The organism is Methylobacillus draconifructus, assembly GCF_045984385.1.
Classification (GTDB): domain Bacteria; phylum Pseudomonadota; class Gammaproteobacteria; order Burkholderiales; family Methylophilaceae; genus Methylobacillus; species Methylobacillus flagellatus_A.
Genome location: NZ_JBJQIJ010000003.1, coordinates 213934 through 227760, shown reverse-complemented (window position 1 = coordinate 227760; position 13827 = coordinate 213934). Strand labels below are relative to the sequence as shown.

General features: G+C 56.9%; 13 protein-coding genes. 5 read left to right on the top strand and 8 right to left on the bottom strand.

Annotated elements, in window-relative coordinates; all coding sequences use genetic code 11:
- Positions 1–21: 21 nt before the first annotated feature.
- The 5 genes from ACKF11_RS07415 to msuE all read right to left on the bottom strand — a co-directional run bounded on the left by ACKF11_RS07415 (position 22) and on the right by msuE (position 4612).
- Positions 22–795: an ABC transporter ATP-binding protein gene (locus tag ACKF11_RS07415; RefSeq protein ID WP_407996550.1), complete on the bottom strand. Its 774-nt coding sequence runs from the start codon at positions 793–795 to the stop codon at positions 22–24.
- Positions 795–1937 carry an AMP-binding protein gene (locus ACKF11_RS07410; RefSeq protein ID WP_407996549.1) on the bottom strand — a complete coding sequence of 381 codons (1143 nt, stop codon included), beginning with the start codon at positions 1935–1937 and terminating at the stop codon, positions 795–797. Before ACKF11_RS07410 ends, ACKF11_RS07415 begins: the two co-directional genes overlap by 1 nt.
- Positions 1938–1952: 15 nt before the next feature.
- On the bottom strand, positions 1953–3053 hold the full coding sequence (sfnG, locus tag ACKF11_RS07405) for a dimethylsulfone monooxygenase SfnG (protein WP_407996548.1): 1101 nt from the start codon (positions 3051–3053) through the stop codon (positions 1953–1955).
- Positions 3054–3094: 41 nt separating this feature from the next.
- Positions 3095–3898, bottom strand: coding sequence for an ABC transporter ATP-binding protein (locus tag ACKF11_RS07400; RefSeq protein WP_230347143.1), 804 nt, complete (start codon positions 3896–3898; stop codon positions 3095–3097).
- A gap of 123 nt (positions 3899–4021) precedes the next feature.
- Positions 4022–4612, bottom strand: coding sequence for an FMN reductase (msuE, locus tag ACKF11_RS07395; protein WP_407996547.1), 591 nt, complete (start codon positions 4610–4612; stop codon positions 4022–4024).
- Between the two features lie 404 nt (positions 4613–5016).
- Here msuE and ACKF11_RS07390 point away from each other — a divergent pair, with 404 nt between their 5' ends.
- From ACKF11_RS07390 to ACKF11_RS07375, 4 genes are all read left to right on the top strand, one after another.
- Positions 5017–6255 carry an SfnB family sulfur acquisition oxidoreductase gene (locus tag ACKF11_RS07390; RefSeq protein WP_407996546.1) on the top strand — a complete coding sequence of 413 codons (1239 nt, stop codon included), beginning with the start codon at positions 5017–5019 and terminating at the stop codon, positions 6253–6255.
- Between the two features lie 173 nt (positions 6256–6428).
- Complete coding sequence (locus ACKF11_RS07385; protein WP_407996545.1) at positions 6429–7130, top strand: OmpW/AlkL family protein; 702 nt, start codon at positions 6429–6431, stop codon at positions 7128–7130.
- A 15-nt stretch (positions 7131–7145) separates the two neighbouring features.
- A complete protein-coding gene (locus ACKF11_RS07380; RefSeq protein ID WP_407996544.1) occupies positions 7146–8366 on the top strand; it encodes an SfnB family sulfur acquisition oxidoreductase in 1221 nt (406 codons plus the stop codon).
- An 84-nt stretch (positions 8367–8450) separates the two neighbouring features.
- Positions 8451–9722: an O-acetylhomoserine aminocarboxypropyltransferase/cysteine synthase family protein gene (locus tag ACKF11_RS07375; RefSeq protein ID WP_407996543.1), complete on the top strand. Its 1272-nt coding sequence runs from the start codon at positions 8451–8453 to the stop codon at positions 9720–9722.
- Between the two features lie 129 nt (positions 9723–9851).
- Here the strand turns inward: ACKF11_RS07375 and ACKF11_RS07370 are convergent, their stop codons facing one another.
- The 3 genes from ACKF11_RS07370 to ACKF11_RS07360 are packed head-to-tail and all read right to left on the bottom strand — an operon-like array spanning position 9852 to position 12447.
- Positions 9852–11063 (bottom strand): acyl-CoA dehydrogenase family protein, encoded by a 1212-nt coding sequence (locus tag ACKF11_RS07370; protein WP_407996542.1) that lies wholly within the window; start codon positions 11061–11063, stop codon positions 9852–9854.
- A gap of 4 nt (positions 11064–11067) precedes the next feature.
- Positions 11068–12225: an FMNH2-dependent alkanesulfonate monooxygenase gene (gene ssuD, locus ACKF11_RS07365; protein WP_407996541.1), complete on the bottom strand. Its 1158-nt coding sequence runs from the start codon at positions 12223–12225 to the stop codon at positions 11068–11070.
- 36 nt (positions 12226–12261) lie between these two features.
- Positions 12262–12447 carry a hypothetical protein gene (locus ACKF11_RS07360; RefSeq protein ID WP_407996540.1) on the bottom strand — a complete coding sequence of 62 codons (186 nt, stop codon included), beginning with the start codon at positions 12445–12447 and terminating at the stop codon, positions 12262–12264.
- 136 nt (positions 12448–12583) lie between these two features.
- Between ACKF11_RS07360 and ACKF11_RS07355 the strand changes: the two genes are divergently transcribed.
- Positions 12584–13792, top strand: a complete 1209-nt coding sequence (locus tag ACKF11_RS07355) for an acyl-CoA dehydrogenase family protein (protein ID WP_407996539.1) — start codon at positions 12584–12586, stop codon at positions 13790–13792.
- Positions 13793–13827 lie beyond the last annotated feature (35 nt).

The window sequence follows — 13827 nt, the reverse complement described above, 5'->3', positions numbered from 1 at the left end:
TCATTTCCTTATTATTCATTCTTAATGCTTTATGCCAAGATATGCGGCGATCACTTTCGGGTTGTTGCGTACTTCGTCCGGCGTGCCGTCCCCCACCTTGCGCCCGTAATCGAGCACGACGACGTGGTCCGACAGGTTCATCACCACGCCGATGTCATGCTCGATGAGTACGATGGTGGTGCCGAACTCGCGCTGGGTATCGAGGATGAAGCGGCTCATCTCGGCCTTTTCCTCGCTGTTCATGCCCGCCATGGGCTCGTCGAGCAACAGCAGGCTGGGCTCCGCTGCCAGCGCCCGCGCCAGCTCCACCCTTTTCTGCAATCCATAAGGCAAAGTGCCGACGATGCTGTTGCGCCACTGGTTGATATGCAGGAAATCAATGACTTCCTCCGCCCTCCTGCGTTGCGCGGCCTCATCGGCGGATGCCCGGCCGATGCCGAGCACTTGCTCCACCCAGCTGCTTTTGACCTTGAGGTTGCGGCCGGTCAGGACGTTGTCGAGCACACTCATGCCCTTGAACAGGGCAATGTTCTGGAACGTGCGCGCAATGCCCTGCAGCGCCGCCTGGTGCGAACGCATCCTGCGGTAGCTTGCGCCGTTGAAGCCGATCAGGCCTTCGTCCGCCTGGTACACGCCATTGATGACGTTGAGCAATGAGCTCTTGCCCGCGCCGTTGGGGCCGATCAATGCGCAGATTTCGCCCCGGGCCACGGCAAAGCTGATGTCGGTGATCGCCTTGACGCCCTTGAACGAAAGCGAAATACCCTGCAACTCGAGCAATGGAGCTAATGCCATCACGATGCCCTCTTGATGCCGTCGGCCCCGGACTCGGGCGACGGCACTTGTCGCGTCGTGGTGGTCGGCAAGGTACGCCAGTTCGCAACCTTGTCCCAGGTGTGGATATGGATGTCCAGGCTCTTGAAGAACTGCAGCGACTCCTGCGCCAAGGCGGGGCCGATCAGCAGCGGCACGCGGATGCGCGAGAAACCGATGACGTCGCGCAAGGGGCGCTTCACCAGCCAATAGCCGAGGAAACGCTGCAAGATGGAGCCGTCGGGCCGCAAGGCATAGGTGACGAACCTGCCCAGCAGGCTGTCAGGCAGCGGCAGCCTGGCCCTGACCATGGATTCCAGCCTTTGGTAGGTGTCGCGGGTGCCGACCACCAGCGTCGGCCCCAGCTCGCGCCTGTCGGCGTCCCGCGTCAGGATGTTTTCGGGGAAATTGAGCGTGAAGCCTGCCGTCAGCCATGGCGACAGCAAATAGCGCAAATGGCCGCTGGTAGCGAAAACGCGCGCTGCGAACGCTTCTTCGTGGCGGCCGAGCCGTTCGGCAAACACCAGTTGCCGCCCCTCTTCCAGCAATTCGTCGTGGCGGAATCGCTCCACCTGCACCTGGCGCTCCCCGTTCACGCGGTACAGCGCGAACGCGGACTGTTCCGCCTCCGCCACGGGGACTCTTGAAACGGCGGCGCATCCCGACAGCAAGGTATGGTATTGCCGCAGCGCAGCCTGCGGATGAGCGTCCAAGCCGCGCGCCTCCGCATAGATCACCTCGACGCGGTGTCCGCTGTTGGCCAGTGCCTGCTCAACTTGTTGCTGCCCTTCGGCGAATACGAACGCAGGGGAGAGATGCTTAAGCAGCAAGGCCAGCGTGTCGTCTTCGAGCGAAGGGTCCAGCGGCGCGGCAATCCCGCCCAGCCATTGCGCCGCGATCGACAGCAGCAATGCCTCTCGCCGTGGATGCGTCAGCAATACCAGCGTGTTGCCACGCTCAAATCCGATCTGGCCTAGCACTGCGACTAATTGCGCCACCTCTTCATGCAGCGATTTCCAGTGTTGTTCATGCCAGATGCCCAATTGCTTGTAACGCAATGCCACACGATGTGGCTGCGTGTGCGCATGCTGAATCAGCCAGTGCGGTAAGGTATTGCTTGCCATATGCATTTCCTTGCTTCAAGCAGCCAATGCAACCTGTTTTTGTTCCAGTTCACGCACCAGCGGCAAGACTTTTTCACCGAAATAAGCGACTTCCTCATGGAAATGCAGGAAGGCAGATAGCACTAGGTCAACACCCACGGCTTTCAAGGCAACAATACGTTCTGCAATTTGCTGTGGCGTGCCAATCAAGTTGGTCTTAAACCCATCGTTGTACTGCACCAGGTCTTCAAAAGTTGATTTTGCCCAATTGCCTTCGCCTTCAGGGCTGGCCTTACCTGCCTGCTTCGCAGCATCACCAAAGGCATTGACGGCTTCCTGGTCAGCCTTATCGATAATTTCCTTCAGCACTGCACGTGCCTCTTCTTCTGTATCGCGCGCAATGATGAAGGCATTGACCCCCACCTTGACCTGATGACCATTGGCAGCAGCCTTAGCTCGGATGTCATCCACTTGGGCCTTGATGCCTTCTACCGTGTTGCCATTGGTGAAATACCAGTCAGATACCCTGGATGCCATGTCGCGCGCGGCACGAGAACTACCCCCCTGAAAAATCTCCGGGTGCGGATTGGTGTTGTAGGGCTTGGGTTTCAGCGTGTAATCATGGAAGCGATAGAAATCACCCTTGAAGGTGAAGTTATCCGTTGTCCAGATTCCCTTCAGGGCGCGGATAAACTCTTCTGAGCGGCGATAGCGCTCATCATGCTCAAGCCATGGCTCGCCAATCGCCTGAAACTCCCCCTTGAACCAGCCAGAAACCACATTGATGGCAATACGGCCCTTGGTTAGTTGATCTATCGTTGCCAACTGTTTGGCTGCCACCGCCAGGTTCCATGGGCCAGGAAGAATGGCAGCAATCACCTTAAGCTTGGTCGTGGCTGCCAACAAGGCATGGGAAAATGCGACTGGCTCATGCTGGAACTCCGCTCCATAACCTGCGGTAAAGCGAATCTGGCTCAAGGCATATTCAAAACCATTCTGCTCTGCCAATTGCGCCAGCTTGATGTTGTAATCAATATCCCAACTGGTGCGCTGCTCGATCTTGCTCACCACCAGGCCGCCACTCACATTGGGCACCCAATAGGCAAACTTGATGTCTTCCTTGCGATTGCTGCTCATGATGTATCCTTTCAATTAATGTCGTTGACTCACTTAAATATTCATTGCTTCTTGCCTAGATAGGCATCTTGCAAAGCACTGTCTTGCAGCAGGGCTGCTGCACTACCTGCAAGCACCACCTTGCCGGTTTCGAGCACATAGCCGTAATGGGCATGTTTAAGCGCTACAGGGATGTTTTGCTCAGCCACCAGGAAGCTGACGTTTTCCTGGGCGTTGAGTTGGCTGACGATGTCAAAGATTTCCTCCACGATCAGCGGTGCCAGCCCCATGGAGGGCTCGTCCAGCAATACCAGCGAAGGCTTGGTCATCAGGGCACGGCCGATGGCCACCATCTGCTGCTCGCCACCCGAGGTGTAGCCTGCCTGCACCTTGCGTTTTTCCTTCAGGCGCGGAAACCAGGCATAAATACGCTCCAGCCCGGCTTGCAGTGCCGGCCGGCCGGGTCGTCGCACAAAGCCACCGCTGATAAGGTTTTCCTCTACCGTGAGGTGAGGGAACACATGGCGGCCTTCCAGCACATGCACGATGCCCTGCTGCACCAGCAGATTGGCCGACGTATCTGTGCTGAGCTGGCCCTTGAAGTGAATGCTGCCGCGGCTGATGTCAGCGCGGTCGGCGCGCACCAGCCCTGAAATCGCCTTCAGCGTAGTACTCTTGCCCGCGCCGTTGGCGCCCAGCAGGGCAATGATGCTACCCTTCGGTACAGCCAGCGAAACACCGCTCACAGCCAGGATGGCTCCGTCATAAATGACTTCGATGTCATTCACGCGCAACAGCGCTTCCGATTGCTGTTCAGCATGCAGCGACCCTGCCGCCTCTGGAAACGCCCGGGTTCGTGCACTCATCTCAGGTCTCCTGATCGGCATTAGGCAAAACCATAGTGACGCTAACCTGTGATAGAGATGGCAGGCTCTGGGACAAAAACTCAACGCCACCTCTTTCAAAAGCGCTGAAGCGTATGGTCTTGCTCATGCCCTGGCCTTTGCCGCAGAAGCGATGGTCTGAGATGACACGGCGAGATAAGGCAATGCTCGCTCTACCGCGAGCGCAATACGCTCATGCAGGGCTTCGCTGGCAATCGCATAACCACCTAGGTCGAGCGTCTCGAAATCCGCCTCGCTGCCATAGACACCCAATGGCAGGGTCAAGGCTTGGAAGAAGCTGAACAAGGGGCGCAACTGGTGATCAATCACCAAGGCATGGCGCTCGCTGCCGCCAGTAGCGGCAAGCAGCACAGGGATGTTGGTCAGGCTTTCGTGGCCAACAAAATCAAACAAGTGCTTGAACAGGCCGGTAAAGGAGGCGCGGTAGACCGGGGTGGCAACGACCAGCAGGTCAGCCTCTTCTATCTTGAGGATGTCCTTGATCGCAGCTTGCGGCAGCTCCAGGCGGCTCAGGCTGCCGCCTAGCAATGGCCCCAGCTTCTGCAACTCGATGAGATGCACCTCCAGGGGCAGCTTGCGCTGCAACTCAGCCACAATGGCATTTAGTAGCACGGTGGTGCGCGATGGGCTGCTCAAGCCTCCCGATACGGCCACCAGTTTCAATTTTTTACTCATGCCTGCTCCTGTCCACTTATTCCAAAATGCGGTGTTTTTCTGATCCGCAAATAACAATAAGTTGATAGCAGCAAGTGTGCCAGCGATACAATTACTTTTAATTCAATATCTTATTAAAATATTCAAGCAATTCACCCTGTTGCTAAGCAGACTGAATGCTGAAAATGTGCTGCTATACCAGCAACCCAGACTAGCTACTGCTGAAGAGGCACCGTTAATCTCTGTCGAGGACTGCTGGATAATCAGCAGCCAGGCAGCAAACTGCTGCTTGCGCATGAGGGAATACAACACGTTATTTTCTTATCTTTTGATTTTTAATGACTTTATTCCATGGCACGCTATATGCAAGCCTGATGCAACATCGTCGTATACCGACTATTGAGTTCATCATTGAAAGGCTAGCCATGACAACGACATCATTAGCAATAGAAGAATCCCAGGAGCAGGCATTGCCAAGACCGCCTGCGCACATCATCAAGAACGATGCCGAGGCGATAGCAGTGGCGCACCAGGTGGCGGCAGAGATTGCCAAGGAAGCCGCCATCCGCGATGCGGAGCGCCGCCTGCCCAAGCCCGAGCTTGACCTGTTCTCGCAAAGCGGCCTGTGGGGCATCACCGTGCCCAAGGAATACGGCGGTGCTGCCGTCTCCAACACCACGCTGGCGGAAGTTATCGCCATCGTCTCCGAAGCCGACCCCAGCATCGGCCAGATTCCACAGAACCACCTCTATATGGTGGAAGGCATACGCCTGGATGGCACCGAATGGCAGAAAAAATTCTTTTTTGACCTGGTGCTCAAGGGCGTACGCTTCGGCAATGCCTTTTCCGAGGTCGGCACCAAGAGCGTCAATGACGTGCTGACGCGCATCACCCCAACTGAAGGCGGCTACCTGCTTTCGGGCAAGAAGTTTTACTCCTCCGGCGCGTTGCTCGCCGATTGGGTGCCGGTGATTGCCAAGAACGAGCATGACAACACCATTGTTGCTTTCGTCAAAAAAGGCACACCTGGCCTGACCATCATTGATGATTGGTCCAGCTTCGGCCAGCGTACTACGGCCAGCGGCACCACCATCCTGGAAAACATTTTTGTGCCTGCGGATTACATCCTGCTGCACCACCTCGCTTTCGATCGCCCTACCAGCATGGGCCCGGTGGCACAGATCATCCAGGCCGCAGTGGATACCGGCATTGCCCGCGCCGCGCTGCGCGACACCATCCATTTCGTACGCAACCACACCCGCCCATGGATAGACAGCACACAACAGGAACATGGTTACGAAGACCCGTTAAGCATCCGCGATATTGGCGATCTCCAGATCCGCGTACACGCCACCGATGCCCTGTTGCGCCGTGCTGGCGAGTTCCTTGATATTGCCCAGCGCGAACCGAATGAAGACACGGTGGCCGCGGCCTCCATCGCCGTGGCAGAAGCCAAGGTGCTGAGCACCGAAACCGCCCTGCTTGCTGGCAGCAAGCTGTTCGAGCTGGCTGGCACACGCTCCACCCTGGGCCAGTTCAATCTCGATCGCCATTGGCGCAATGCACGCACCCACACCCTGCATGACCCGGTGCGCTGGAAGTACTATGCGGTAGGCAATTACGCCTTGAACAAAGCCAAGCCACCTCGCCATCCCTGGATTTAAGTTCACCCTGCGTGGTAATACCAATTAAAACAGCACCCATGCCAGGTGCTGTTTTTTTACGTCCTTATAACAACATCATTATTTTCAGCAGAAAATCAGCAATCTGCTGAAATATAAACGGCACAAAAATAATTAATCACAATAAAATCAATAAATTAAAAATGGCATGCAAAATGCGTAAACACGTATTGCTAAGTGCAATACCTCTACCAATGGCTGGCACTTTTGCAATTATTTCGATAATTACAAAAGGACAATACATGCTCAAGCAATCTTTACCCCTGGCCCTCTTTGTTGGCAGCTTACTGCCCATCACCGCTAGCGCTGATACAGGCGCCTTATCTCCCTGGCAACTACGTGCCGGTGTTTCCCTGATTGCACCCAAATCTGACAATGGGGCGATCATTGATCACACTGCCAACCTGTCGATCGATAATCGTGCAGGCCCCACCTTCAATATTGCTTACTTCATTACACCGAACTGGGCAATTGAACTACTCGGCGGGCTGGCCTTCAAACACCAGATCAATGTCAATGGTAGCCATGCTGGTGAAACCAAGCACCTACCACCCATACTGAGCCTTCAATACCATTTCAGGCCAGAGGCAACGCTCCGTCCTTATGTAGGCGTTGGCCTCAACTACACCACGTTTCTCGATGAGAAGCTGGATAACGGCGCAAAGCTTAAAGTCGGCGATTCCTGGGGGCCTGCATTGCAGGCAGGGCTGGATTTTGCGCTGGATGAGCATTGGACTATAGGCGCAGACATTCGCTATGCCCGCATCATTGCGCCGGTCAAGATCAACGGGGCCGATGTGGGTGATGTTCAAGTAAACCCGACCGTATACACCCTCAATGTTGGCTATCGATTTTAATGAGGAGCAATCACCATGACTCAACTCACGATTAAACAACCGCGCCTGACCACAGTCGCCCACGTTATCCGCAGTGATAAAGAGGCGATAGAAGTCGCGCATCGCCTGGCAGATCAGTTCCGCCAGGGTGCTTCTGAACGCGACAAGCACAGAAAACTGCCCATCACTGAACTTGATACATTCTCCCAAAGCGGTTTATGGGCAATTACCGTCCCCCAAGAATATGGAGGTGCAGATGTTTCCTATCGCACGCTGGGTGAAGTCATTCGCATCATCTCCGCCGCAGATCCATCACTGGGGCAATTGCCACAGAACCATCTGGTCGTGGTAGAGCATCTGAAGCTGGATGCGACAGAAGAGCAAAAGCGTTTTTTCTTTGATCTGGTACTCAAGGGCGCACGCTTTGGTAATGCTTTTTCAGAAAAAGGCAGCCGAACCGTCGCCGAGTTTGCCACCCTGATCACCCCGGAGGACAATGGCTATGTGGTGAATGGCACCAAATTCTTCTCGACAGGCGCCCTGCTTGCCCATTGGATCCCTATTGTCACCGTTGACGTGGCTGGCTTGCCTCATCTGGCATTGGCAGAGCATGGCACCCCAGGCCTGGAAGTGATCAATGATTGGTCCAGCTTTGGACAACGTACAACGGCCAGCGGCACTGTCGTCATCAATCAGGTCAAAGTGCCGAAGGAACATGTCGTCCCGATTTACCAGGCGTTTGCACGCCCGACAGTTGGAGGCCCTACTTCGCAATTCATTCAGGCTGCGGTGGATGCTGGCATTGCCCAGGCATCTATTGAAGCGACCATTGAATATGTACGCCAGCACGCCCGCCCCTGGATTGATGATAAGCAAAGCCAGCGTGCCAGCGATGACCCATACACACTGCAGCAAGTAGGCGATCTGAAATTACGCCTGCATGCGGCTGAGGCCCTGCTTGATCGTGCCGCCGATAAAATCCAGCTTGCGAATGCACAGGCAACAGAAGCAACTGTAGCGGCTGCCTCGATTGCTGTGGCTGAAGCCAAGGTACTCACCACCGAGATTGCCTTGTTGGCCAGCAACAAGCTGTTCGAGTTGTCTGGCACGCGCTCCACGCTGGAAGAATACAACCTTGATCGCCATTGGCGTAATGCCCGCACCCACACGCTACATGACCCTGTGCGTTGGAAATACCATGCGATTGGCAATTACTACCTGAACGAGGTGAATCCACCCAGACATCCCTGGCTATAAGCAAACAAGCAATCAATATAAACGCTGGCCTGCCCAGCGTTTATCATATCCAGCACAATAAAAATCAATCAACTAGGAGACATCATGAAAGCAGAAACTCTGGCCATTCATGCCGGATACAAACCAGACCCGACGACCAAGGCTGTTGCCGTTCCGATTTACCAAACCTCCTCATACGCTTTTGATAACACCCAGCATGGGGCTGACCTATTCGATCTCAAGGTTCAGGGCAACATCTACACCCGCATCATGAACCCCACCAATGCAGTGCTGGAAGAGCGCCTGGCCCAGCTTGAAGGCGGCATCGGTGCATTGGCCCTGGCTTCTGGCATGGCTGCGATCACCTATGCCATCCAGACCATTGCCGAGGCAGGCGATAATATTGTATCCGTCTCTACGCTTTACGGTGGCACATATAACCTCTTCGCCCACACCCTGCCCAAACAGGGCATAGAGGTGCGCTTCTTCGACTACCGCGACCCGGCCAGCCTGGCCAAGCTGATCGACAGCCGCACCAAGCTGGTATTTGCCGAGACCATAGGCAACCCGCTGGGCAATATCGTCGACCTGGAAGCCATCAGCAGCATCGCCCATGCGCATGGCGTGCCTGTCATCGTCGACAACACCGTGGCAACACCCTTGTTATGCCGCCCGTTCGATCATGGCGTGGACATCGTCGTGCACTCGCTCACCAAGTACATCGGCGGCCATGGCAATTCCATCGGCGGTGCCATTATCGATAGCGGCCGCTTCCCCTGGGGCGAACACAAGGAACGCTTCACCAGCCTCAATACGCCAGATCCCAGCTATCACGGTGTCAATTATGTTGAGGCCCTGGGTGCCGCCGCCTTTATCGCCCGTGCCCGCGTCGTGCCGTTGCGCAACACCGGTGCCGCCATCAGCCCGTTCAACACCTTCCTATTCCTGCAGGGGCTGGAAACGCTGCCGCTGCGCATAGAGCGCCATAGCGAGAATGCGCTCAAGGTAGCGCAATACCTGAAGCAGCATCCCAAGGTGAAATGGGTCAAGTATGCCGGGCTGCCAGACCACCCCGAGCATGCGCTGGTGCAACGCTACCTCAAGGGGCAGGCATCCGGCATCCTTTCCTTTGGCGTACAGGATGGCCGCGAAGGCGGTACGCGCTTCATCGATGCCTTGCAGCTATTCACGCGACTGGTGAATATCGGCGATGCCAAGAGCCTGGCTTGCCACCCTGCCACCACCACCCATCGTCAGCTCAGCGAGGCAGAACTGGCCAATGCCGGTGTGAGCGTGGACATGGTGCGCCTGTCGGTGGGTATCGAGCATATCGACGACCTGATTGCCGACTTGGAACAAGCCCTGGCCCAGGTATAGCATCCAGGCCACCATCACCATGCCGGGCTTGCCCCAGCATGGTGTGCCTAGCCTGCTGCTGCAGCAATAAAAAAATCCCGGATTTCCGGGATTTTTTACTTATAGAATCAAATCACTAAAACTTAATCTTCAAGAATAAAATGAAGGATTGGGATATTGCTGGTTCAAGGCCCAATCACCCAATTCACGCAGCTTAAAATCCACCGGGTCATGCAAGGTATACACCCGCAGGTTGCGCCAGAAACGGTCCAGCCGCAAAGCAGCCGTGGTGGCGCGCGCGCCCGTCACCTCGAACATGCGCTGGGTGATATCCAGCCCGGCCTTGGTGGTGGCCACCTTGGCCGCGGTCACGGCCACCGCAAGCTCGCCCCGCTCTGCTGCCGTGAGCGCTTCTGCCCGGCCCCAGGCCAAGTCCAGCAGCTCGGCGGCACGGTTGGTCAGCAGCCTTGCGCCTTCCAGCTGTACCCAGAACTCACCGTAATGCAGCAAGGTATAGGGCTCGGACGCAATGTCGCTTGCCAGTGAAGCAGACCAGACGCGCGACTGCTTGAGAGTATATTGCCGCGCCTCAGCCAGCGCCCCTTCAGCAATGCCCTGGTAGATGTTGGAAAAAATCAGTTGGGCAATAAGCGGACGCAGGCAGGCAAACGGCGTGCTGAGTGGGCCGGGCTGCGTCAGCAGCTCGGACTCTTCCACGCGCACGTGCTCGAAATCCGCGCTGCCGCTGTCGGTCTGCCGTTGGCCGATATTGTCCCAGTCCTGGTACAGGATGATGCCTTCACGCGCTGTCGGGATCGCGGCGATGAGTAGTTTCTGCGTTACCGCATCGATCGCCGATGCAATCAGCATGTCGGAATCCGTCGCGCCAGAACAAAAGCTCTTCTTGCCATGGAATTCGCGCCGTCCGCCCGCAACCTGGCTAATCGTACGCGTATCCAGCGGATTCAAGGCATTGCCCCAAAACCAATTGTTCCTGGCTGTTTCGCGAAACCACGGCTTCCATTGCGTTTCCGTGCCGAACAGACGCACCGTGGCCAGCATGAGGTGCTGGAAGGCGAAGACCTGCGCGACCGAACTGTCCACGCGTGCGAACTCGCGCACCACCTCCAGGGTGTCCGCCCAGCTCGCTCCTGTCCCGCCCAATTCTCGGGGAATGATCAGCCCGAGCAGGCCGCTCCTTCTTATCTCGTCACGCTCCTGCTTGGGCGTACCGCCCTGCTGGTCCCTGGCGACGGCCGTCTTGGCAAACTGCGTTGCGAGCGAGCGGGCAACCTCCAGGGGAGTAGTCTGGAACTGCTCAAGCTTGGGCTTGGCAATAACTTCGACTGGATTCACAGGCATCCCCTTATTTGACAACGGACAATTTGCCCGAGGCAGGCGGCGGCACGATATCGTTCGCCACCATTTCGCCGAACGGGCCTGTCAGGTTGATATTGCCGAGCGCATTCTGTTGCTCGATCGGCAGCAGCGGGAACAGCAGCTCGGCAACGCGGTAGGCCTCTTCCAGGTGCGGGTAGCCGGAAAAGATGAAGTAATCGATGCCCAACGCCGCATATTCGCGGATGCGTTCCGCGACCTCCTGCGGATTGCCTACCAGCGCAGTGCCGGCCCCTCCCCGCACCAGCCCCACACCGGCCCAGAGGTTGGGCGCCACCGTCAGTTTGTCCCGGCGCCCGCCATGCAAGGCCGACATCCTGCGCTGTCCCTCGGAATCGAATCGCGAGAACGCTTTCTGTGCCGCGGCTATCGTCTCGTCCGTGACATGGGAAATCAGGTCATCCGCCGCCTGCCATGCCTGTTCGCTGGTTTCGCGCACGATCACATGCATGCGGATGCCGAACTTGAGCGTGCGCCCATGCGCGGCGGCCCTAGCCTTCACCGCCTCGATCTTTTCCTTCACGGCTTCCGGCGGCTCGCCCCATGTCAGGTAGACATCGATCTGCTGCGCGGCAAGCTCAACCGCCTCTGGCGAGGACCCGCCGAAAAACAGCGGCGGATAAGGCTTTTGCACTGGCGGATACATGGTCTTGGCATTCTTGACCTTGATATATTGCCCCTCGAAATCCACCGACTCGCCCGCCGCAACCCCACGCCACACCTTGAGGAACTCATCCGCCTCGGCATAGCGCTCGGCGTGGCTGAGGAAATTGCCGTCCCCATGCTGCTCGTCCGGATCGCCGCCGCTCACGACATTGATTAGCAAGCGCCCGTCGGAGATACGGTCGAGCGTGGCCGCCATACGTGCGGACACCGTAGGGGAAATGATGCCGGGACGGATCGCGACGAGGAACTTCAAGCGCTCGGTGAAGTTGACGAGAGAGGACGCCACTACCCAGGAGTCTTCGCACGAGCGGCCCGTCGGGATCAAGACGCCCTTGAACCCCAGCTCGTCAGCAGCCTGGGCGATCTGCTTTAGATAGTGGTGGCTGACGGCACGGCCGCCATGGCTGGTGCCAAGGTAGCGGCTATCGCCATGCGTGGGAAGAAACCAGAATATATCCATCTAACGTTGTCCTTGAACTGATAAACATCACTTGTCCTATTCAGCAAGCTCCATGCCACGATCCAAGTCAATGTTTTCTAAGAGGTTATAAAAACCATAATCGTATAGGTGCTGATTAATCAGCACAAAACTGCTCGATTGCTGGTAGAAAAGCACATCGCTCAGTCTAATTTCTGCAGAATGTGCTGATTCACAAGCAACAGCCCGCAGCCCCGATTTCATCAGCCTTTACGGGAGATCAAGCCCAGCTTGGCCTTGCGCATTGCTTCCCTGGCAGCAGAATACCGACCAAGCCTTGGCAGGACGGCATGGCACGATAGCTGCTATATCCTTATTAATTCATTAAGGAATATAACTTTTGGCTATTTCAACGACCATACTCCAGGACGATGTCGAGGTACACGAACCGCCATCCATCCAAGAAACCGCGAAAACGCTGGCAGCGGAATTCCGCCTGACGGCGGTAGAACGCGACGAAGCAGGCGGCACGCCGAAGGCGGAGCGCGACCTGATCCGCAACAGCGGCCTGCTTGCATTGTCGATCCCGGAAACCGAGGGCGGGCTGGGTGCCAACTGGCAGGACACCATGCAGGTCGTGCGCGAGTTCGCCAGGGCGGATAGCTCGATTGCCCATGTGTTCGCCTTCCACCACCTCATGCTCGCCACCGTCAGGCTGTTCGCACGCCCCGACCAGTGGCGGCCCTGGTTCGAGCATACCGCCAGGCTGAACTGGTTCTGGGGCAACGCGCTCAACCCACTGGATGACCGCACCACCAGCCGTCAGGTCGGCAACTGGTATGAGTTCTCCGGCAAGAAGAGTTTTTGCTCGGGCGCGCTGGATTCCGAGATGCTGATCGTTTCCGCCTATACCCAGGACAGTCACGATCTCGTCGTGGCGGCGCTACCCACCGGAAGAACCGGCATCAGCGTATTGCAGGATTGGCACAACATAGGCCAGCGGCAGACGGACAGCGGCAGCGTCAACTTCGAGAAGGTACGCGTCGAGGCCAACGACATCCTTGCCGACCCTGGGCCGCTGAGTACGCCGTTCTCCTGCCTGCGCCCCCTGCTCGCCCAATTGATCCTGACCAACATCTACCTGGGCATTGCGGAAGGCGCCTTCGAGGACGCGCGGCACTACACGCTGAACGAGGCCAGGCCCTGGCACCGCTCCGGGTTGGAGCATCAAACGGAAGACCCTTACATCCTCTCGCATTACGGCGAGTTCTGGGCCAGCCTGCAAAGCGCCAGGGCGCTGACCGACCTTGCGGCGGCAAAATTCGACCAGGCATGGAGCAAGGAAAGGCAATTGACGGAAGAAGAGCGCGGCGAAGCCGCGATCGACATTACGTCCGCCAAAATTATCGCCACCCGCACCGGCCTCGATATCACCAGCCGCATGTTCGAGGTCGCCGGGTCGAGGGCCACCCATGCGGGGCTCAGGCTAGACCGGCATTGGCGCAACCTGCGCACCCACACATTGCATGACCCCGTTGACTACAAGATCAAGGAGCTGGGCGAATGGGCGCTGAAGCAGCAGTACCCGACGCCGACATTCTACTCATGAACATATTGGACAACGATTACATGGGACTTACCTAC